Genomic DNA, 22,023 nt, shown 5'->3' on the forward strand with positions numbered 1-22,023 from the left:
CGCCTGCAACGCGCACGATGCCGACGCGCTTATTTACGCGCAGCGATGGCGCTGTCGGCCGCTTGTTGCTGGTGCGCCTGATGCTGGTCATCGGTGCGATCGCGCTGCTGGTTGCCGTGCTGTGGTGGGATCGCGCCGGGCTGCGTGACCAGATCGACGGGCACATCAGCTTCATCGACGTGATCTATTTCGCCGCGGTCAGCATCACCACGGTCGGCTATGGCGACATCGTGCCGGTGACCGACCGCGCCCGGCTGGTCGATGCGGCGTTCGTCACGCCGATGCGCTTGTTCATGTGGCTGCTGTTCGTTGGCACCGCTTACGAGTTGGTGCTGCAACGCTGGATCGAGAGGTGGCGGATGACGCGGATGCAGAAGCAACTGTCCGGGCATGTGATCGTCTGCGGCTACGGCCACAGCGGTCGCTATGCGGCCTCGGAACTGGCCTTGCGAGGCCATCGCGTCGTGATCATCGACGCTGATCCGGATGCGGCACAGGCCGCAGCCGACGACGGACACATCGGCCTGCGCGGCGACGCCACGCGTGAAGCCGATTTGATGGAAGCCGAGATCGGCCGCGCCGAAGCCTTGCTGATCTGCCTGGGTCGCGACGATGCGGCCGTGCTGACGACGCTGACGGCTCGCCACCTGCATCCCGGCCTGCGCATCGTCTGCCATGTCAGCGCGCTGGAGAACGTCAAGCTGATCGCCCAGGCCGGTGCCGATGCCACCGTGCAGCCGTCGCAGGTCGGCGGGTATTTGATGGCCGATGCGGTCCGTACTCAGCATGTGGCCGACTACGTGACCGACCTGCTGAACTCGGTCGGCCATGTGCGCCTGCACGAGCGTCCCGCGCGCCCGGACGAAGCCGGCAAGCGGATGCGCGATGTCGAGCCTGAACTGGCGTTGCGGATCATCCGCAACGGCGTGGCGGTCGGCTTCTGGGAAGGCGAGGCGACCGTGATCCGCAATGGCGATCTGCTGCTGGTCGTGCAGCCGGTCGGCGATCCGCCCGCGACGCCGGCGCCGAGTCGGCTTCAGACCGGCAGCGGATAGGCCTTGTCGCGCATCAACCGCAGGCTGGCAGCGGCGACCTCGGCGTCGTACAAGCGGCCCGCGTTGCGCTCGATCTCGTCGAGCGCGGCTGGCAGGCCCTGGCTGCTGCGATAAGGGCGAGGGCTGCCCATCGACTCGATCACGTCGGCGACCGCCAGAATGCGTGCCTCCAGCAGAATCTGATCGCCGACCAAGCCGCGCGGATAGCCGCTGCCGTCGATCCGCTCATGGTGCTGACGGGCGATCTCCGCGATCGGCCACGGAAAGTCGATGTTCTTCAGGATCTCGTAGCCAGCCTGCGCGTGCTCCTGGATCAGCGCGTATTCGGCGGCGGTCAACCGGGTGGGCTTGGTCAGCAACTCCGACGGCACGCGGATCTTGCCGACGTCGTGCAGAACCCCGGCGATGGTCAGGCCCTTCTGCCGTGACACGTCGAGGCCCATCTCACGCGCAATGGCCGCTGACAATTCACCGACGCGGCGCTGGTGCCCGGCCGTGTAGGGATCGCGCTGCTCGACCATCGTCGCCATGGCGGTGACGGTGCCGAGCATTGCGTCTTCGATCTGCTGGGAATACCGACGCAGCGTTTGCTCGGCGGCGCGCTGCTCGGTGATGTCGGTCCAGGCGCCGATGTAGCGCCGAAGCCGACCGTGGGCATCGGGCACGCGGCGCAGTTCGTCGAGAACATGCAGGTAATGACCATCGGCGTGGCGCAACCGATATTCATGCCGGGCCGTGTTCGACTGTCCGTCGCGGATCGCCATCGCGTGGCGCAGCGTGGTGGCACGGTCATCCGGATGCAGATGGGTGCTCCACCATGACGGCGCTAGCGCCTGCTCGGGCGTGTAGCCGAGGATCTCGCCGATGTTGTGGCTGACCCACAGCGGCTCCAGCGCCATTGGCGCGTCGACCGGCACCTCCACCGGCACCTCGACCGGCACCTCGACCGCGTACATCACCACCGGCACCGAGCTAAACAACTGCGGCGTCAGCTCGGTCAGCATCGAGTCCAGCTTTTCGGCGCGCTGCTCGGCCCGCGCCAGACTTCTCAGCAACACGTAGAGCACGGCCGACGTGAACGCAATGAATCCGACGCCCTTGAGCACGCTGACCCGATAGGGTTGCTCGATATCCTTCAGCAGCACGAACAGGACGCCGTCACTGACGACGATCCATGCTGCGGCCGTCAGCACGTAACCGGCGATGATCAGCAGCAAGCGGCGTCGCAGCATGACGGCCTCGACTTGATCGTTGGGCCTGTCGGCCGCATCAGGGGAAGTGGTTGCCGATCGCGTGCGACGCAACGGCATCCGTGATGGCGGCCGACATTCCGGCGCTCAGGGCTTGGGGTCCACCGGATCCGAGGCCAGCCACTTGCGGCCGGTGATCATCGCTGACACCAGCGCACTGCCGTGACGCCGTTCGGCCCAGATCACGCCGGCCAGATGCACGGCCACGGCCGCCAGCAGCGCGTAGAAGCCCCAGACATGGAATTGCGCGTAAGGCTTGCGCATCGCGCGCATCTCGCTGACCGCTGCCGCATCGACCAAGTCGGGCTGATACGGCACCAGCGTTGCCGGATCGACGCCGGGCGCGGCGATCCATTCGGCGATCCAACTGCCGAAAGGCGGGTAGTACAGATCGGTGCCCGCCAGCAGCAGGCCGGTCGTGCTTTGCGAGATCATCAGCAGCAGCATCGCGCCGATCGCGATCCGACCGGGCGGCGTGTGGCCCGCAAATTCGAGCGCCGCAGTGCCCCGCGATGCACGCCATTGGCGCCACTGCGCGGCGAACGAGCGTCCCAGCGGCAACCATTGCGCCCAGCGCGCGTAGTGATTGCCGGCAAAGGCCCAGCCGATGCGCACCAGCAGATTCAGGATGAAGGCGTAGCCGACCCAGACATGCAAGGTCTTCAGCAGCACCTTGCCGTCGTTGCTGATACCGAGTGACTTGCCGTTGAGGATCGTGGTGCCGAGCGCGACCAGCAGCAGCACGCACAGCAGATTGATCCAGTGGAAGGCGCGGGTGGGTGCGTCCCAGACAGCGTAGGGCTTGCGGACCGACATCGTGATGCTCGTGGACGTGGAATCCGTCCACGATAGTCGATCGTGCTGAACCTGCGCAGCCCCTAAACATCATCAGAGCCGATACCGGTGCGGCGGCCTGACAGCGACCGCCGCACCGATGGTGTGCCGATCAACGACGCCGGCTCAGGCCGCCTTGGCGACGTCGGCGACCGGTGCCTGCTGGCGGATCAGATGATCGAAGGCGCTGAGTGCAGCCTTGGCGCCTTCGCCCATCGCGATGATGATCTGCTTGTACGGCACCGTGGTGACGTCGCCGGCGGCGAACACGCCGGGCATCGACGTCGCGCCCTTGGCATCGACAATGATCTCGCCGCGCGGCGACAGCTCCAGCGAGCCCTTGAGCCACTCGCTGTTGGGTAGCAGGCCGATCTGCACGAAGATGCCGTCGAGCGCGATCGTCCGCGTCTCGCCGCTGACGCGGTCCTTGTAGACCAGACCGTTGACCTTGCTGCCGTCGCCGGTGACTTCGGTGGTCTGCGCCGACGTGATCACGCTGACGTTGGGCAGGCTGTGCAGCTTGCGCTGCAGCACCGCGTCGGCACGCAGCTGGCTGTCGTATTCGATCAGCGTGACGTGGTTGACGATGCCGGCCAGGTCGATCGCGGCTTCAACGCCCGAATTGCCGCCACCGATCACCGACACGCGCTTGCCCTTGAACAGCGGGCCATCGCAGTGCGGGCAGTAGGCCACGCCCTTATTGCGGTACTCGTTTTCGCCGGGCACGTTCATCTGCCTCCAGCGAGCGCCGGTCGACAGAATCACGGTGCGTGCCTTCAGCGTCGCGCCGCTGGCCAGCTGCACGTGGACCAGCTCGCCGTCGTGGCTGAGCTTGTCGGCGCGCTGCAGGTTCATCACGTCGACGTCGTAGTGACGCACGTGCTGCTCCAGCTGCTGGACCATCTTCGGCCCTTCGGTCTCGGTGACCGAGATGAAGTTTTCGATGCCCATCGTGTCGAGCACCTGGCCACCGAAGCGCTCGGCGGCGATGCCGGTGCGAATGCCCTTGCGGGCGGCATACACGGCCGCCGCCGCGCCGGCCGGGCCACCACCGACGATCAGCACGTCGAACGGCGCCTTGGTGCCGAGCTTGGCGGCTTCGCGCGCGGCAGCGCCGGTGTCGAGCTTGGCGAGGATTTCTTCTGCGCCCATGCGGCCGGCGCCGAAGGTTTCGCCGTTGAGGAAGACCATCGGCACCGACATCAACTTGCGCGATTCGACTTCGGCCTGGAACAGCGCGCCGTCGATCGCCACGTGGCGGATGCGCGGGTTCAGCACCGCCATCAGGTTCAGCGCCTGGACCACGTCCGGGCAGTTCTGGCACGACAGCGAGAAGTAGGTTTCGAACTGATAGTCGCCGTCGAGGTTGCGGATCTGTTCGATCACGTCCTGTGCCAGCTTCGACGGATGGCCGCCGACCTGCAGCAGCGCCAACACCAGCGACGTGAACTCGTGACCGAGCGGGATGCCGGCGAAGCGCAGGCCGATAGCCTGGCCCGGCGTACTCAGCGCGAACGAGGGCTTGCGCTCGGCGTCGTCACGCACCTGGCGCACGCTGATCTTGTCGCTGAGCGCGGTCAGATCGGCCAGCAGCGCCAGCATTTCGGCCGAGCCGCTGCTGTCGTCCACGGAAGCCGTGATCTCGATCGGCCGCGTCACGCGCTCGAGATACGCCTTGAGTTGTTCCTTGAGATCGGCATCCAACATGGGAAAGCTCCTGTTCGTTTCGAAAGCCTGACCAGATCAGGCTTCCGTTGCATCGGGTAGTGAAACTGGGGTCATGCCCCGCCGGCTTGAAAACCGTCGGGCAAAAAAAGCCCGTCATGCCCGCAAGGCGGGCATCCAGTCCGCAGCGCAGGGCGGGGACCGCTGCGCTGCTTCGTTGCCTGGATTCCCGCTCGCGCGGGAATGACGGGTGAGGCTCTGTACTGCGTGCCGCGGGGTCCGAAGGCCCGGTGATCAGATCTTGCCGACCAGATCCAGCGACGGCTTCAGCGTCTTCTCGCCTTCCTTCCACTTGGCCGGGCAGACCTGGCCGGGGTTGGCGGCGGTGAACTGGGCGGCCTTCAGCTTGCGCAGCGTCTCGGACACGTCACGGGCGATTTCGTTGGAGTGAACCTCCATCGTCTTGATCACGCCGTCCGGGTTGATCACGAACGTGCCGCGCAGCGCCAGGCCTTCTTCGTCGATGTGCACGCCGAACGCGCGCGTCAGCTTGTGGGTCGGATCGCCGACCAGCGGGAACTGCGCCTTGCCAACGGCCGGCGAGGTTTCGTGCCAGACCTTGTGCGAGAAGTGGGTGTCGGTGGTGACGATGTAGACCTCGGCGCCGGCCTTCTGGAACTCGGCGTAGTTGGCAGCCGCGTCTTCGACTTCGGTCGGGCAGTTAAACGTGAAGGCCGCCGGCATGAAGATCACGACCGACCACTTGCCCTTGATCGATTCGTTGGACACTTCGACGAACTTGCCGTTATGGAAAGCGTTGGCTTTGAATTCGGGGACTTTGGTGTTGATCAGAGACATGTGTGCAACCCGTAATGGATGTTGGGAGCCCGCATCGTAGACAGATCGGGGCGATAGGTGAAATGGAATTTAACGATTCACTACTTAGTTTTTCACTAACGACGGTGGATCGAGCATCCGCAGGCTGGGACCGCATCGCGGTCGCTGCGTTCGATCCACGTCAGGCGGCGTTGCCGGCGCGCGCCTCGGGGCGCACCCCGGCCGCCCTCAGCGGGACAGGAACTCGACCGCCAGCTCGGCGAAGCGCTGCGGCTGCTCCCACTGCATGAAGTGCCCGGCGTCCGGGATCAAACACAGATCGGGCGGGGTCGCGAAATGGGCCGATTGCCCAGGGAACATCTCGCTGCCGATGCAGCCGTCGCGGCCGCCGTAGATGATCCGCGTCGGCGCCGCCACGGTGCCGAACACCAGGCGGCGAGTCTGCGCACTGGCCAGGCCGCGCGGCAGTTCGCGGTAGTACTGGATCGTGGCCTTCAGTCGTGCCGGGTCCGACATCGTCGCCAGCAGACGGGCGAGGTCGGCTTCGCGATACGGCCAGTCCGGTGACCAGCTGCGGATCAGGCCGCGCAGCCACGCGAAGTCGTCGCGCGGGATGCGCCGCTCGGCCCAGCCCGGCAGCTGGAAGCGGAAGATGTAATGCGAGCGCCGCAGCTGTTGCAGCGTCGGGCTGCGCAGGAAATGCGCGGTATGCGGCACGGCAGCCGTGACCAGCCGGCGCACCCGCTGCGGCGCCAGATTGGCCGCCGCGTACGCCGTGACCGCGCCCCAGTCGTGGCCGATGATCGAGAACGTATCGGCGCCGAGTGCATCGGCCAGGCCGACCACGTCCTGCGCCAGTTCTTCGACCCGGTAGCGGCCGCTGATCGCGCGGCTGCTCGGCAGATAGCCGCGCATGCCGGGGGCCACGGCGCGAAAACCGGCAGCGGCCAGCGCGTCGAGCACCGGCAGAAAGCCGTCCAGCGTGTCCGGGAACCCGTGCAGGCAGATCACCAGCGGCCCTTGGCCGCGGCTGACGTAGCCCAGCGTCACGTCACCGAGCGCGGCGTGCTCGATCAGCGGCGCGACGGCGGGGTCGGTGACGGGGGCGGCCATGCAGAGTCCTTGCGGTGTCGGGGCGTCTTTATAGCTGGTATTCGATACCGGCCTGAATCAGACGCGGCGAGCCGGTCTGGATGCCACGCGTGCGGTCGACGATGTAGTCCTCATCGGTGAAGTTCTTGGTGGTCGCAAACAGCGTCCAGTGTGACCCCGGACGACGCCAGTTGATCGCCGCGTTCCAGACCAGCACGTCGTCGATCTCGCCGAACTGGCCGGAGCCGCGCGACGCGGTCGGGATCGCCGTGTCCTCGGGTGAGCGCGCGTTGAAGAAGTCTGCGTACTGGTCGCCGATGTAGACCGCTTCGAGCCGCGCGGTGATGCCCAGCGGCAGTTCATAGCCGAGCGTGCCGGTGAACAGATGGCGCGGCGCATACGGCAGGCGGCGGCTGACATCGGTGCCCGGCACGACGGCGCCGTTGTCGGCGCGGGTGAATGCGCCCTCGCTGCGGGCGGTTGGCAGGCCGGTGTAGCTCAGTTCGACGAACGGGTTGACGCTCCAGCCGATCAACTTGCCCAGATCGGCGCGGCCGCTCAGTTCCACACCCTGGAACAGCGCTTCGCCCTGCGACAGCGGCACTCCGCCACCGGCGATCGAGCCGACCGAAATCAGATTGTCGAAGTCGTTGCGGAACACAACCAGCTCGAAGCGCAGCGCGTCGAACGGCCGGGCGCGGACGCCGGCTTCGGCGTTGATGCTCTTCTCGGCGTCGATCTCGACGGCCGTGATGTCGGCCGTCGCACTGCCGTTGCTGAGAATGTCTTCGACGCGCGGCGGTGCAAAACCTTCGTGCACGCTGGCAAACAGCGTGTAGCGCTCGTCGACCGCAAACGTCGCGCCCAGGCTGGGGATCAGCTGGCTCAGGCTTTCCTCACCTTCGCGGCCGAGCAGCCGGTTGCGGCGCGTGTAGTCGATCGATTCCAGGCGTAGGCCCGGCGTGACCGCCAGCCGGCCGAAGCCGAAGCGGTTCTGCGCAAAGGCCGCATACGCAGTCAGCTCACGCTTGTTGTTCTCGCTGCGCGCGCCGCCGCGACCTTGCGGCGTCGTGGCGTTTTCCTGGATGCGATCCTGGGTTTCGCGGTGAGCGCGCAGGCCGGCGACCAGTTCGTTGTCGAGGCCGAAGCTGGCGTGGGTGATACGCACGCGCGGCTCGACGCCGTAGGTGTAGTAGTCCCGCAAACGGCCCTGTGCCGAGTTGCACTGGTCGGGGTCGACGGCGACGCCGGCAAAGCGCGCCTGCTGGAAGTTCAGTGTCTGGTCGCCGACGGTATAGGTCGTCGCATTGCACTGCGTGTCAGTGGTCGTGCTCGACTGGCGCCACCAGTCGCGCGTGAAATGCGAGACGTAAACGTTGGTCGTCAGCAGGTCGTCGCTGCCGAAGCTCAGCTCGTGGGTCACCGAGCCGCCGTAGCGCGTGGCGTCGAAGGTGTCGTTGTCGAACGGGTTGTACTCGCGGCCGAAGTTCGCGTATTCCGCGTCGGTCAGGCCGGTGTACGTCACGTTGGATTCTTCACGGTACTGGTTCACGCGCAGCACCAGCGTCTGGTTGGCGCTGAGCTCGAACAAGCCCTTCAGATTGAAGTCTTCGAGCTTACTGTCGGTGTTGTCGCGGGCGCCGTCGCTGATCTTGCGCGAGAAATCCAGCAGCAAACCGTTGGCGCCAAAGCGGCCTTGGGCGTCGAAGAAGCCGCGGTTGCCGCCGGCGACACTGAACACGCCCTGGGTTTCCTGCGTCGGCGTCGGCGTCACGTAGTTGATCACGGCACCAATCGTCTGCGGGCCGTACTGGTTCATCGCCGAGCCTTTCAGCACTTCGATCCGTTCGAAACGGGTCACCGGCGGGTGGTAGTAGCTGGCGTTGTCGCCGTAGGGCGCGTACGCGAGCGGGATGCCGTCCTCGAGCAGCAACACCTTGGTCGAGCGCGTCGGGTTCAGGCCGCGGATGCCGATGTTGGGCCGCAGGCCCAGGCCTTCTTCGTCGCGGACATTGACGCCCGGCGCCTTGCGCAGCGCCTCGTTGGTGGTGAAAACGCGGCTCTGCTTGAGCGTGGCCTGGTCGATCAGCGTCGTGGCGCCGGGCAGTTCGTCGGATGCGGCCTCGTCACCGAGCACGGTAACGGCGCCGAGAACGACGGCGGCGGGCGCGTCCGTTTTCGGCGGTGTCGGGTTCGACTGGGCCAGCACGGCAGCCGGCAGCAAGGCGAGCGCCCAGGGCGCGGACTTCAGCAAGTTCATGGCGTAACCCCGTCAGGTTCTAGGTTTTATAGAGCCGCATTCCCGGCGCGGCGCCCGGCTGGACCGGGCGCCGCGATTATCGGCAAGTGCGAGTCTAAATCGCAATCGTTATCGATTGCCTAAATCTGTGGCGGGGGTGCCGGCGGGATTCACGCGGCGCGGGCCTCACTGGCTTGTGGCAACCAGGTCTCCCAGCGGCCCTGGTTCCAGTGCTCGATGTGGCGGTCGAGCGGGTCGATCCGGAACAGATGCAGCCACCGGTTGCCGACCAGCTGCGCAACCACCTGATGGCGAGCGGTGATGGCGGTGATCCGTTCGCGGGGCGCTTCGATGAACACCGACAGCCGCAGTGGCTCATGACGCCAGCGTTCGCCGTCATGCAGCGACTGCAGCGGTAAGCCAATCCGCAGGTCGCCGGCATTGCCTTCGAACACGCCGATGCGGCCGCCGACGACGTTGTGCAGCAGCTTGTTGCCGCAGCCGAAGCGCAGGTTGTCGACCGTCGAGGCGTAGTACTGCAGGTTGATCCAGTGCGCGACCACCATCGGCGCGGTCATGATCTGCTCCAGCACGCTGCCGTCGACGTCACGCTGCGGATCGTATTCGTGCAGGAAGCTGCGGCCGGCCAGACGCAGGCCGCGCGTGCGCGAACGCGGCGCGACGATGAAGGCCGCGTTGTTCGCCAAACCCCATTCCGGGCGGGTTTGCGACCAGTCGCAGGCGCGCCGCTGCAGTTGTTGCAGCAGGCGCTTGTCGGCCTGGTCGGCGTCCAGGCGCGGGTCGAGCCGCGCCCCGCTGAGCTGCCCGTTGCCGCAGCGCTCGGCGCGGGCGATGCGGCCGGCGCTGTCCAGCGTGGCCTGCAAGGCGCGCAGATCGGTGGGGCTGCCCGGCGGCGCCAGATCGGTGTCGAACAGCTCGATCTGATCGGTCGTGGTGTTGTGCAGCGCGGCGATGAAGCGCGTGGTGCGCGGGACGGTGACGCCTTCGGCGACCAGTGCCGCGCGAACGTCGGCGTCGTTCAGCAACATCGCCAGCGCGCGGGCGTTGGCTTCTCCGGTCTGTCCGCAACAGGCGCCGCAGTCCAGCGAGGCGGCGTGTGGATTGTTGGCGCTGGTACTGCCGTGGCCGACCAGCAACACGATGCGTGCGAACCGCGGACCCAGGTTCATGGCTTTGAGGATGCGCGCGGCCAGTTGAGCGCGTTCGATCGGCGTCGCGCCGGGGCCCGACGTCAGCAGCGGGCGCAGCAATTGCGCCTCGTAGGGTTTCAAGCCGGCCGAACTCGGCTGCTGCGGCGCGCGGATGCGCGGCAGGCTGCGCCGCAGCAGCGCACCCGCCAGCGCCAGACCCGTGGTTTCGATCCGGGTGAAGGCCGTGCCCGGCATGCGCTCGAACCGATCCCAGACGTCACCGGCCGCGAGTCGCTGCTGGCGCCGCGTGGCGAGCAGCGCATCGGTTGCGCTGCTGCTGCTGCGGTCCACGACGTCCATCGCCGGCGCCAGCAAGCCCGGCAGCTGCGGTCGAGACGACGAAGTGCCCAGCGGCGTGTACCGAACTGGCAGGCCGAAGAAGCCAGCAAAGCCCAGTGTCTGCGCGCTCGGCAGCACGGTTTCCAGGGCGCGCCGCATCGGCTCGGACCGCACGTCGATGCAGAACACCGCTTGCACCGTCGGCGTCATCGGCAGCTCCGGATCGCGGGGCTGCGACAGCGCGCTGACCAGCGGACGCTGGTAGGCAATCTCTTGCGCGCGCAACCACAGGCCGCGGATCGAGTGGCCGTCACCGGTTAGACCACCGTCGTTGCTGCTGGCCGCCAGCGTCGCGGAGTGCCAGTTGCTGCACCAGCGGCTCCAGGCCGAACCGACGCCGCGCGCACCGTCGTCGATCAGCAGCTCCCAGGCCAGCCGGATTGCCAGCAACTGCGCGATATGGTCGTCGTCGGCGTTGGCCAGTCGTGCCTGCCAGCGCAGGTAGGCGCACCAGGCTGCCCAGCCGTTGATTCTGAGCAGCGCCGTTTCTAGCAGCGTGACGCGCTCCGCGTCGTCGATATCGAACATCGACAGTACGGCGACGATCGTGGCACGGGGGTGGAGCGGCAGCTTCTCGGCACGCGCCTGCAGAGCCGGTTCGTGCCCGTCCAACGTCAGATCGTCGATCAGCGCCTGGCGCCAGCTCGCATAAAGACCCGCACCGGTCGCCGGTCGCCAGTCCGACTGATCTTGATCGAAGTAGGCCGCGCAGAACTGGCTGATCTGCTGGCTAATCGTGTCGGCCCAGGGCAGCTGCTGGCGGCGCCGGCGCTGCGGCTCGTGAGCATCCGACAGCAGCGGCAAGCGCGGCCGCTGCGGCTCGTCGCCCGCGATGGCGGTGATCAGATCGTCGGGCGTTGCGCTGCTGCTGACCTCGTTAAGCGCCAGTTGCAGATCGCTGCGCTGGATCGCGCCTGCCTGCCAGCGTTCACGAAAGTACTGATAGGGCATCGTCAGCCGGCTGCCAGCACGCAGCGCCAGCTCATCGTCGACGGCTTCGAGTGTCTGGCCGATACGGCCCCAATGCGGGTTGACGGCGATGTAGCGGTCCAGCGGCCAGGTCGGCGCGATGCGCTGGCAAGCGGACTCGATATCCGTTTCCAGACGTTGAGGTGCCAGCGGTCGGGGCAGGGTGGCGGCGTTCATTAGTGATCTCCGAAGTCGTGGGCGGCGGCGCGGGCTGGCGGCAAGATGCGAAAGCTCAGGCGCGTGAAGCGCTGGTCGAGGTGGAAGCCGGCGTAGGCGCGCGGGTGCAAGGCCAGCGCGAGGCGGCCGCGCGGATAGGCGGTCAGCCACAACTGGGCTGCATACAGCGCGGTGAACAGTGCGGCGACCCACAGCGACAGCAGCAGCGGCGGCGAGCTGGCAGCGGGCGGGACCAGCAGGCAGGCCAGCGCATGCAGCGCCAGCAAGGTCTGGGTCAGCAGCAGCACCCGCACCAAGCCGAGGCCCAGGCGCCACCGTCCGCGATACCGGACCGGCCACAGCAGCGGGGCCAGACCCAGGGCGGCCACCACCAGGGCGACCGCCGGCAGCTCGACGCCGGGCAGCGGCACCTGCCACAGCAGCGCCGACCCCTGGGCAATCAGCATCGTCAGCGGCATCGCCACCGCGCCGGCGACGATCAGTCGGCGGGGTGAGGGCAGGTGGATCACCGGCGCCAGATCGGCGCGACGGCGCTGGTCGACGGTGCTGCCGGCGCTGAGGAACGCGTGGGCCTTGTACAGCGAGTGGGCCAGCAGGTGAAGGAATGCCAGCTCGTACAAGCCCAGGCCGCATTCCATCAGCATGAAGCCCATCTGCGCGCAGGTGGACCAGGCCAGACGGACCTTGATGCTGATTCGCGTGATCATCACCAGGCTGGCCAGCACCGCGGTCAGGCTGCCGCCGATGACCAGCAGCGCTTGGGCCGCAGGGGCCAGCTCAAGCAGCGACGCCAGACGGATCAGCACGTAGCCGCCGATGTTGACGACACCGGCATGCAGCAGCGCTGACACCGGCGTCGGCGCCTCCATGACCTGGATCAGCCAGCCGTGCAGCGGCAGCTGCGCCGACTTGAGCATCGCGCCGAAGACCATCAGGACTGCGGCGGCTTGCAGCGACCAGGTCAGCGTCGGCAGCGCGCGCCATTGGGTGGTCAGTTGCTCGATCGACAGCGTGCCGGCTTCTCGGTAGATCAGCAGCAGCGCGCCGAACATCGCCAGCTCAGCGAGGCGGCTGGCGATGAACTTCTTGTGTGCTGCGCTCTGCGCGGCAGGGCGGTCGCGGTAGAAGGTCAGCAGGTGGTGCAGCGCAAAACTGCTGACGATCCAGGCACCCAGCAGCAGACCGAGATGGTCGGTCGCGACCAGCGTGCTGACCGACCCGAGCGTGACCAGCAGGGCCGCGACATAGCGCGGCTGGCCCTGCTCGCCGTCGAGATAGCGCTGTGAGTAATGCGCGATCACCGCGCCAAGCAGGCTCACCAGCGTCAGCATCGACAGCACCAGCGCGGACGTGCGAATCCAGTCGAGGGCGCTGGCGGCGATGCCGGCCGCGGTGATCAAGCTGGCCAATGTGGTCGCAGCGCCAGCACGGCGCCAGGCCAATGTGGGGCGCGCCCAGGCCAGCAGCGCGGCCCCGGCGTAGACGATGGACAGCAACAGCGGGAGTAGCGATTCAACAGGCATCCATGCGCTCCGGGTAGTGGGGGTACGCGCATTCTGTTGACCGCCAAATAATTAATAAAATAGATTGATAAGAACGTACCGTTCGATTCAGGAGAACGATTTGCGGCGCTTGAACTACCACCATCTGCAGTACTTCTGGGTCGTGGCGAAGGAAGGCCACCTGACACGCGCTGCCGAGCAACTCCACGTGTCGCAGTCGGCGCTGTCGGCGCAGATCCGTCAGCTCGAAGAGCAACTTGGACGGCCGCTGTTCGTCCGTGAGGGCCGCAGCCTGGTGTTGACCGAGGTCGGCCGCGTCGTACTCGACTATGCCGACAGCATTTTTTCGCTGGGCAGCGAGTTGCTGGCGACGATCCGGGGTGGCGAGGGCGGCGGGGTTCAGCGACTGCGGGTCGGCGCCGTGTCGACCTTGTCGCGAAACTTCCAGGAAAACTTCCTGCGGCCGGTGGTCGGTATCGATCAGGTCCGGCTGCTACTGCAGTCGGGCAGCATCGACGAGTTGCTGGCCGCGCTGGCGGTACACAAGCTCGATCTGGTGCTGTCCAACAGTGCGGTGGCCTCGGATGCCCAGCAGGCTTGGCGCTGCCGGCGGGTCGCGCGCCAGCCGGTGTGCCTGGTCGGCCGTCCGCGCGCGACTGACCAGCCGTTCCGGTATCCGGAGGACCTGACCACGGTGCGCCTGCTGCTGCCGGGCCGCAGCAGCGACATCCGGGCGCAGTTCGACCTGCTATGCGAGTCGCTGCGGATCGAAGTCGAGCCTCATGCCGAAGTCGACGACATGGCGATGCTGCGTCTGCTGGCGCGTGATTCGGCCGGCGTCGCCGTGGTGCCGTCGGTCGTGGTCCAGGACGAGTTGCGCGACGGCGCGCTGCAGCAGTACTGCGTGCTGCCCAAAGTGTTCGAAAACTTCTACGCGATCACCACGCGCCGTCAGTTCGAGTCCAGCGCGCTCAAGCTGCTGTTGTCGGGCGACGAGCCGGCGGTGCTTTAGACTGGGCTGGATCCCTTCTGAGTCTGCGGCGCCATGCCGATGCCCTGTTGCCCTGATGACCACGCCGGCCTAGGGTCCCGCGGGCGCCGTCCGTGAGCGCGTATCAGCCGCGCTGGCCCGGCAGCGTGCGCGCCCGCTTCATCGGGCTGGTGCTGACCATCACGACGCTGGCACTGCTGCTGGCCGGCGTGGCCCTGCTGAGCTACGAACTGGCGCGACGACAACCGACCTGGAGCGCCCCGCTCTTCAGCAGCGCACAGATGCTGGCAGTGCTGATTGCCGTGATCGTCGTCAGCGTGTTCAGCCTGCTGCTGGCGCTGCGGCTGTCGCTGGGTTTGCAGCGAGCGGTCAGTGAGCCGCTGTTGGCGATCACGCGAGCGGCTCGACGGATCGTCGTTCGGCGCGATTACTCGGTGCGGGTTGCTGCCGTCAGCGATGGCGAAATGGACCTGGTTATCACGGCGTTCAATCGGATGCTCGATGAAGTGCAGGAGCGGACCCGGGCTCTGGAACAGTCCAATCTGTCGTTGATGACGCAGATCGCCGAGCGTTACGCCACGCAAACCGCGCTGGCCCGCGCCAATACGCGACTGGAGTCGACGATGGCGGCCGCCGAGATCGGCGGTTGGATCACCGACCTTGCCAGCGGCGAGTTCACGCCCGATCGCAATTTCGCCGCGCTGTACGGGCATCCCGACGACGAGATGCTGCGGCTCGATCCTCAGCGCCGCTATCGGCAGATCCATGATCAGGATCGCGCTCGTTTCCAGGCAGCTGAAGCCGACGCGCTGCGCAGCGGCTCGTTGACGTCGGTGGAGTTCCGAATCGTGCAGCCTGACGGCGGCGTGCGCTGGGTGATCGCCCGCGGCAAAGTACAGTTCGATGCCGATGCGCAGCCGCAGCTACTGGCCGGGCTGTTGATCGACATCACCGCACAGAAGCAGGCCGAGCAGCAGCGGCGCGACAGCGAGAGCGTCTACCGCGCGATCGGCGAATCGATCGATTACGGCGTGTGGATTACCGACGATTCGGGACGCTGCACGTATGCCAGTGATTCGTTTCTCGCGCTGACCGGCCTGAGCCAGGCGCAATGCACCGAGTTTGGCTGGAGCAGTGCACTGCATCCAGACGATGCCGAAGCCACGATCGCAGCCTGGAAGGATTGCGTGCGCACCGGCAATGCCTGGTATCGAGAACATCGCATCGTCGGTGCCGACGGGCATTACCACGCGGTGCTCGCCCAAGGCGTGCCGATGCGCCGCGACGACGGCCGCATCTATGGCTGGGCCGGCATCAATCTGGATATCAGCCGGCTCAAGCGCACCGAAGAAGCGCTACTTGAAGCGGATCGACGCAAGGATGAGTTCCTGGCGACGCTGGCGCACGAACTGCGCAATCCCTTGGCGCCGATCCGGCATGCGACCCAGTTGCTCGATGCGCCGGGAACGACGGACGAGCAGCGGCAGTGGGGCCGCGAGGTTATTGCGCGCCAGGTCCAACACATGGCGCTGCTGCTCGACGACCTGCTCGATGTATCGCGGATCACGCGGCGGCGGCTGGCACTGAAGTCCGACGATGTCAGCCTGAAGGCGATCATCGATGCCGCGGTCGAAACCGCTCGCCCGCTCATCGAAGCACGCTCGCATCAGCTTCATCTGCAGCTGCCGGCATTGCCGGTGGTGTTGCACGCTGACCCGTTGCGACTGTCGCAAGCGCTGTCCAACCTGCTGACCAACGCTGCCAAGTACACCGATGTCGGCGGCCGGATCACGCTGGCTGCCGATGTCGGCGCCGACGGATTGCGCGTGCGCGTCACCGACAACGGCATCGGCCTGTCAGCAGAGGCGATCCCGCGCGTGTTCGAGATGTTCTCGCAGATCGACAGCGCGCTCGAACGCAGTCAAGGCGGGCTGGGTATCGGCTTGGCGCTGGTACGCGGTTTGGTCGAGTTGCATGGCGGCACGATCGACGTCGGCAGCCCAGGCTTGGGGCAGGGCACCACGTTCACGATTCGCTTGCCGCGCAGGCTGTTGCGAGATGGCGGCGTTACCGCAGTGGCGGCGACGCCCGGCGTGGCCGCGGCGCAGACGATGCGTCAGATGCTGCTGGTGGCCGACGACAACTGCGACGCAGCGGATTCCTTGGCGATGCTGCTGCGCTTGCAGGGCTATCAGGTCAGCGTCGCCTACAGCGGCCCGGCCGCGTTGGCGCAGGCACTCGACCTGCAACCGGCCGCGATGGTGCTCGACATCGGCATGCCGGGCATGACCGGTTATGAACTGGCGCAGCAGATTCGCCAGCAGCCTTGGGGCCGTGATGCGCTGCTGATTGCGCTGACCGGCTGGGGTCAAAAGGAGGACGTCGATCGTGCCTTGCAAATCGGCTTTGATCATCACTTCGTCAAGCCGGTCGACTTTCCGAAACTGCAGCAGCAGTTGCAGCAAGGGCTGCTGCAGCGGCAGCCGGGGTAAGTCGAAAGCGCCTGCGCGGCGCCGTGCGGCCTATCAGACGCGAGCGACGTGGGCGCCAGGCGCGACGATCAGGCGGGCGCCGCGGCGGCGGCCTGGATGCCCGCCAGGCGCCCGAAGTACGTTACGTCCGCCACCGACATGCCGCTGGCGTAACCCTGAGAATTGCGCGGGATACCCGCCACCGTTCGGCCCGCCGCATACAGGCCCGCAATCGGATCACCATCGCTGTCGAGCACTTCGCCGGTGGGGCGTACGTCGAGCCCGCCAAGCGTGAACACGGGCGGCTTTAGGTCGGACAACCGATAGCTGCTCAGCGCATACGGCGGTGTCGTCAGCGGCGCCAGATAGTCGGGGCTCTTGTGGAAAAGCGGGTCCTCGCCGCGCGCGGCATGCTCGTTGTAGAACGCGACGGTCTGCTGCAGCGCCCTGGGGGGCAGTCCGGCGTCACGCTCGACTTCGGCCACCGTGTCGCCAACGGCGACGATCTCGGTCTGGATATAGGCCGGGCGATCAAAAAAGCGGTTGTCGATGAACAGATAGACGCGTGGATCGGGTTGGGCGTGGATGTAGTGTCCAAGCCGCGCCAGATAGATGTCTTCGTTGATGAAGCGTTGACCCGCGGCATTGACGAAGATGCCGTACGTCAGCTGCGCCGGGGGATAGTGCGCAACGCCGACGAAAGCTTCGCCCATGTTGATCGCCTGGCCACCGGCCGCCACGCCCATCAGGATGCCGTCGCCGCGATCACCCGGGTTGCCGTGGCGCAGCGCCACCGCATCCAGCGATGGAATGTGCCGGCGCGTCATTGCCTCGTTCATGATGAAGCCGCCGGTGGTCAGCACCACGCCGCGCCGGGCTTCGATGAACTGACGCTCGCCGAAACGGCGCGCGACGATGCCGCGGACGCGGCCGCTGTCGTCCTGGATCAACTGCTGAGCCCGTGTATCGAACTGCGTACGAACGCCTGCCTCCGTGACGCGCGCCACCAGCGCTGCCATCACGCGCAGTCCGCCTTCGTGGTTGGCGTCGGCCGGCAGATGGCCATGCGGCACGGCCGCCGCGACTGTGTTGAACGGATACGACTGCTCGTTGCCGGTGTACTGCAGCGAATCGCCGGTCATCGCCACCACGTCGCGTCCGGCGTAGAAGCCGCGCTTGTAGACCACGCCGAGCGCTTCCATCCAGTCGAAGTGCGCTGCTGCGTTGTCGACGAACTGTCGCAGCCGTGCTTCGTCGGTGTTGTCGCCGAAGCAGGCTTTCAGGTACGCATAGAAGTTGTCGGTGGTTTCGGTAAAGCCCAGCTCGCGCTGCAGACGGGTGCCGCCGCCGCCACCGAGGAACATTTCGCAAGCCGACATCATCGTCGACCCGCCGGCTCCACTGGCCTGTTCGATCAGCAGCACCTCGGCCCCTGCGCGGCGTGCTTCCAGCGCGGCACAGCCACCGGCACCACCGTAGCCGCAGACGACGACGTCCGCGGTCAGGTCGAAGTGCCGGACGTCTTCGTAGCGAACGATGCGTTTCATTCAAGACTCACAGGGTGGGCAACGACACAGGGGCGCGGCTCACGCCCCCATCAGCACCATCTGGAACTGCGGCTTTTCGACGCCGCAGTCGGGGCATAGCCAGTCATCAGGCACCTCGTCCCAGCGCGTGCCGGCTGGCAGCCCATGCTCCGGGTCACCGACGGCCTCGTCGTAGATATAGCCGCAGATTTCACATTCCCAGCGCGCCATCGTCGCCCGGCCTCAGGCAGCGGCCTGACGGCCGAGATCCGACTCCAGCATCTTCGGCATCGGCATGTTCGGGCGCACTTCCATGAACTCGACGGCGACACCGGGCGGCAGCTCGAAGCAGCTCGCAATGGCCCGGCCGATGACCTCGGGCTGGGTTACGCCGTCCCATTGAGCGCCCTTGGTCAACCAGTCCTGCATCGCCTCGGCGGCAGCCGCTGGATCGAAGTTGGCGATGCTGCCGGTAGCAACCGCGCCGGGGCTGAACACGGTGACCATGATGCCGTCAGGCTTGAGTTCATGGCGCAGCTCGCGCGACAGCTGCTCCACCGCTGCTTTGCTCGCGGAATAGACCGCCAGATGCGAAAACTCGTTGTCGTTGCGCACCGTCGCGGAACTGACGTTGACGATGCGCCCACCACCGGCACGGCGCAGATGCGGGATCGCCGACTGACAGCAAAACAGCACAGAAAGGAAGTTCAGATCGACGATGCGACGCACTTCGTCTTCGGGCATCAGTTCGATGCGCCGCGCAAACTGGAAGCCGGCGTTGTTGATGATGCCGTCGATCCGGCCATAGGCTGCCGCGACCTGCGACAGCGCCGCATCGATGTCGCCGCGCCGGCTGACGTCAGCACGCACCGCGATGGCACGCCCTTGCGGCAGAGACGCCAGCGCCTCGTCCAGCCGGGCTTGATCCCGCGCTAGCAGTGCCACGCGCGCCCCGCGCGCCACCAGTTCGGCCGCGGTCGCCAAGCCAATACCTTTTGATCCGCCGGTGACGACGATGACTTGATCCTGCAACGATGATGCGGTGGGGCGGGGCGTGACGGCAGACATGGCGTGCTCTCGGTCAGCTGCTGCGATGGGTTTGGGCGGCGATCACGTCGGAAGTGCGATCGCGCAGGTCCTGAATCGTCCAATGGTGGTTGTCGTTGTGAAACTGCGACACGTTGACCTGGGCGCGATCCGTATAGAACTGCGAATACCAGCGCCGCAGCTTGGCAATCGGCCCGTCGTTACCGCACAGCGTCGGCTCCGGCCGATACAGCTTGCGTTCCCAGATGTAGACGTCTTCCATGAACGCGTCATACGACGCCTTGCAGTAGCCTTCGGCGGCCGCATCGAGCATCTCGGCGGTGAAGGCTGTGCTGTTGGCTTTGACGATGACACCGAACCAGTATTCCAGCGTGTTCTCGTCGACGGGACACCAAGACGTCAGGATCAGCGAGTCGAACTGACCGGAATCCTGGATCTGCCAGGTGTACTGGTAGGCCGGACCGTGGCTGATGTTACGGACGTACAGCTTGTCGTCCTGAACGTCGGCCGCGAGGCGAGTGTGCTTACCCCAGGTCAACTCTCCGGTGACGTGACCGTTCCATACCGGCAGCCATTGCTCGACATCGAAGCCGTGTATCGGCAGCAAGTGGCCTTTGTCGACGACGTTCTCGATCACTTCGCGAGCGTGGGTCTTGATCGTGATGCGGAAGCGGTGCCACTGCGGCGTCCAGCCAGCCGCACCGAATTCTGGCAGTGCGGGAATGTCGTATTCGGGCTCGCCACGCTCGGGGTCGAACCAGATCAACGCCGTATCGTTGATCTCCTTGGTGACAAACGAGCGAGCTTTGGCCTTCGGCGGAATCTTGTCGCAGTACGGGATCTTGACGCAGTCGCCGCCGCCGTTGAACTGCCAGTTGTGGAACGGGCACTGCAGCGCGTTACCCAGCACTTTGCCGGCCGACAGGTCGGCGCCGAGGTGAGGGCAGAACGCTTCCAGGCAGCGCAGCTGACCGTCATCGCCGCGATAGAACGCCAGGCGCATGCCGAAGTAGTCGCGTGCAACTGCTTGGCCCTTCGGGAACTCGTCGCTCCATCCGACCATATGCCAGCCGCGTGCATAGCGCGGCGTACCATCGGCCAGCCGCGGAATCGTCTGCAGGTTGCGGCCAATGGTCGTGGCGCTGCTGCGCTGCAAGCTCTCGGCTTGCAGGTTCAGATCACCGCCGGTTCTCAAGTCTCCCGCCATTTCGCTCTCCAAGTGCGATGCCATCGTCTGTCACCCGGTGGCGACAAAACATTTGTACGCAAAGGTCGGCGAAGTGCCTATCAGCCATTTGGGTTAGAGATGCAAGGCGGTGCCTCATGCAAGTGCAGTGACCGAGTTGAGCAGCAGCTTCACCAGCAGTGTCTGGCGCGTAACACCGGTCTTGCAGAAGATCGAGCGCAGATGCGTGCGCGCCGTGTTGCGGCGGATGCTGAGCTTGAGCGCGGCTTCGTCCAGCGTCAGTCCGTCGACCAGCAGCAGCGCCAGCCGGCTTTCGACTCGGGTCAGGCCGAACAGACGCCGCGCCAGTTCATGCGCCGATTGCGGGGCACTCGCATTCGGGTCGCGGATGAACACCGTCACCGCCGGTCGGGTACGGCTATCCGACCACTGCGCGACCGGTATCGATCGGACCATCACCACTAGGCAGCTGTTGCCGGACGGGCGCGTTACCGGCATCGCATCGATGACCGCTGGGCCGTCGCCGCTGACGGCACCGGGCATGGCAAGCTGGATCGCGCGTGCTAGATCGCGCCGCTCCTTGGGACTTTCCGCGTAAAGCGTGTGGCCCGACAACCACAGCCCGTCACGCTGCGCCAGAATGCGTCGCGCTTCCGGATTCATTTCGACGATCTCGCCACTCTGCGCAATGCTGATGACGCCGAGCAACATCCGATTGACAGTACCGGCGAAGATCTGGCGCTCGCATTCCAGCGAGTCGAGACGGGAATGCAGCTGCAAGGCCCGCTTCAGATGCGGCAGCAGGTAGTGGATCAAGGCCTTGTCGTCGGCGTCGAATGTCGCAGCGTCATGGCCGCGCGTGATGCGCAGCCGACACTCGACGCCTTCGCGCGTGTAGACATCGGCACCGAGTATGTGTCGTACGTCGATCGGCCGCATGTATTCACGGTAGATCGGGCTCTGTAGCCAGGCGTCAGTACCGATCAGCTCTTCGACGGTGACCGCGCGATCCTCGTCAAGTCGCACGAAAGGATCGAGTGCGAAGTAGTGATTCTCGTAGGAGGCCTTGGCATCGAGGTCGTCGAGTCCGCAGTGAATCATCGTACCGCCGCCGTCGGGTCCAGGTGGCTTGAGCATCAGCACGACACTGCTGGCGCGCAAACGTACCAACAGCCGTTCGATCAAGTCCTGCCACGGCGGGTTGTCCATCGTGCCGGTGTAGATCGCGGCCACCAGATCGGCCAGCTCGGTATCGACGTTCAGTACGGGTACCTCGCTCGATACCGGCAGCGGGCGATGCAGCGGGCGCAAGCTGCGCGGCAACTCGGTTACAACGGCCATGTCGTTCTCCTTGCTCCCGAGGTTCGCTGCGCCGGCTGTTGGATCCGTCATCGACCAGGGAGTCGTTCGCAGTGCCGAGCTTAGTCGGTCGAAACATTTCAACACAAATGTAAGGCGACGGTAGCGGATCAACTGAGAGGTAATCCGACGTATGGCGCCTGATGTCGTCCGATCAGATGAGGTCGGCCCCTGCATCCACCCTTAAATCGGGTGAAGCAGGCGATGCGTTGCTGGCGTGACCATCGCCGAGACCGGACCGGAGCAATGGAATGCGAGCGGCAGCGTTCCGGC

At 66.0% G+C, this 22,023-nt stretch carries 16 protein-coding genes; 3 read left to right on the forward strand and 13 right to left on the reverse strand.

What is annotated here, in order from left to right; all coding sequences use genetic code 11:
• Positions 1-17 precede the first annotated feature (17 nt).
• Complete coding sequence (locus BUB09_RS10815; protein ID WP_139250253.1) at positions 18-1,055, forward strand: potassium channel family protein; 1,038 nt, start codon at positions 18-20, stop codon at positions 1,053-1,055.
• On the opposite strand, the gene BUB09_RS10820 is transcribed toward BUB09_RS10815, so the two are convergent.
• The 8 genes from BUB09_RS10820 to BUB09_RS10855 all read right to left on the reverse strand — a co-directional run bounded on the left by BUB09_RS10820 (position 1,037) and on the right by BUB09_RS10855 (position 13,191).
• Positions 1,037-2,287: an HD domain-containing phosphohydrolase gene (locus BUB09_RS10820; protein ID WP_072897591.1), complete on the reverse strand. Its 1,251-nt coding sequence runs from the start codon at positions 2,285-2,287 to the stop codon at positions 1,037-1,039. The genes BUB09_RS10815 and BUB09_RS10820 overlap by 19 nt on opposite strands.
• A gap of 105 nt (positions 2,288-2,392) precedes the next feature.
• Positions 2,393-3,121 carry a cytochrome b/b6 domain-containing protein gene (locus tag BUB09_RS10825; protein WP_072897593.1) on the reverse strand — a complete coding sequence of 243 codons (729 nt, stop codon included), beginning with the start codon at positions 3,119-3,121 and terminating at the stop codon, positions 2,393-2,395.
• A gap of 144 nt (positions 3,122-3,265) precedes the next feature.
• Positions 3,266-4,846 carry an alkyl hydroperoxide reductase subunit F gene (ahpF, locus tag BUB09_RS10830; protein ID WP_072897595.1) on the reverse strand — a complete coding sequence of 527 codons (1,581 nt, stop codon included), beginning with the start codon at positions 4,844-4,846 and terminating at the stop codon, positions 3,266-3,268.
• A gap of 252 nt (positions 4,847-5,098) precedes the next feature.
• Positions 5,099-5,662 (reverse strand): alkyl hydroperoxide reductase subunit C, encoded by a 564-nt coding sequence (gene ahpC, locus BUB09_RS10835; protein WP_072897597.1) that lies wholly within the window; start codon positions 5,660-5,662, stop codon positions 5,099-5,101.
• Positions 5,663-5,869: 207 nt separating this feature from the next.
• A complete protein-coding gene (locus BUB09_RS10840) occupies positions 5,870-6,754 on the reverse strand; it encodes an alpha/beta fold hydrolase (RefSeq protein ID WP_072897599.1) in 885 nt (294 codons plus the stop codon).
• Positions 6,755-6,782: 28 nt separating this feature from the next.
• On the reverse strand, positions 6,783-8,993 hold the full coding sequence (locus BUB09_RS10845) for a TonB-dependent receptor family protein (protein ID WP_072897601.1): 2,211 nt from the start codon (positions 8,991-8,993) through the stop codon (positions 6,783-6,785).
• Between the two features lie 149 nt (positions 8,994-9,142).
• Positions 9,143-11,668: a YbcC family protein gene (locus tag BUB09_RS10850; RefSeq protein WP_072897602.1), complete on the reverse strand. Its 2,526-nt coding sequence runs from the start codon at positions 11,666-11,668 to the stop codon at positions 9,143-9,145.
• Positions 11,668-13,191 (reverse strand): NADH-quinone oxidoreductase subunit L, encoded by a 1,524-nt coding sequence (locus BUB09_RS10855; RefSeq protein WP_072897604.1) that lies wholly within the window; start codon positions 13,189-13,191, stop codon positions 11,668-11,670. The genes BUB09_RS10850 and BUB09_RS10855 overlap by 1 nt, the downstream gene beginning before the upstream one ends.
• Positions 13,192-13,291: 100 nt before the next feature.
• Here BUB09_RS10855 and BUB09_RS10860 point away from each other — a divergent pair, with 100 nt between their 5' ends.
• Both BUB09_RS10860 and BUB09_RS10865 read left to right on the forward strand, forming a co-directional pair.
• Positions 13,292-14,182, forward strand: a complete 891-nt coding sequence (locus tag BUB09_RS10860) for a LysR family transcriptional regulator (protein WP_072897605.1) — start codon at positions 13,292-13,294, stop codon at positions 14,180-14,182.
• Positions 14,183-14,274: 92 nt separating this feature from the next.
• Positions 14,275-16,653, forward strand: a complete 2,379-nt coding sequence (locus tag BUB09_RS10865) for a hybrid sensor histidine kinase/response regulator (protein WP_072897607.1) — start codon at positions 14,275-14,277, stop codon at positions 16,651-16,653.
• A 68-nt stretch (positions 16,654-16,721) separates the two neighbouring features.
• Here the strand turns inward: BUB09_RS10865 and BUB09_RS10870 are convergent, their stop codons facing one another.
• The 5 genes from BUB09_RS10870 to BUB09_RS10890 form a co-directional block, all read right to left on the reverse strand.
• On the reverse strand, positions 16,722-18,179 hold the full coding sequence (locus BUB09_RS10870; protein WP_072897609.1) for an FAD-dependent oxidoreductase: 1,458 nt from the start codon (positions 18,177-18,179) through the stop codon (positions 16,722-16,724).
• 39 nt (positions 18,180-18,218) lie between these two features.
• Entirely contained in the window at positions 18,219-18,389 is a 171-nt protein-coding gene (locus tag BUB09_RS10875) for a rubredoxin (RefSeq protein WP_072897611.1), read from the reverse strand.
• A gap of 12 nt (positions 18,390-18,401) precedes the next feature.
• The gene (locus BUB09_RS10880) at positions 18,402-19,226 is read right to left on the reverse strand and encodes an SDR family oxidoreductase (protein WP_072897613.1); all 825 of its coding nucleotides are present in this window, start codon (positions 19,224-19,226) and stop codon (positions 18,402-18,404) included.
• 13 nt (positions 19,227-19,239) lie between these two features.
• Positions 19,240-20,436 carry a 3-ketosteroid-9-alpha-monooxygenase, oxygenase component gene (locus BUB09_RS10885; RefSeq protein ID WP_072897615.1) on the reverse strand — a complete coding sequence of 399 codons (1,197 nt, stop codon included), beginning with the start codon at positions 20,434-20,436 and terminating at the stop codon, positions 19,240-19,242.
• 90 nt (positions 20,437-20,526) lie between these two features.
• Complete coding sequence (locus tag BUB09_RS10890) at positions 20,527-21,732, reverse strand: helix-turn-helix transcriptional regulator (protein WP_072897617.1); 1,206 nt, start codon at positions 21,730-21,732, stop codon at positions 20,527-20,529.
• Between the last annotated feature and the right edge of the window lie 291 nt (positions 21,733-22,023).

The organism is Hydrocarboniphaga daqingensis (assembly GCF_900129825.1).
Lineage (GTDB): Bacteria > Pseudomonadota > Gammaproteobacteria > Nevskiales > Nevskiaceae > Hydrocarboniphaga > Hydrocarboniphaga daqingensis.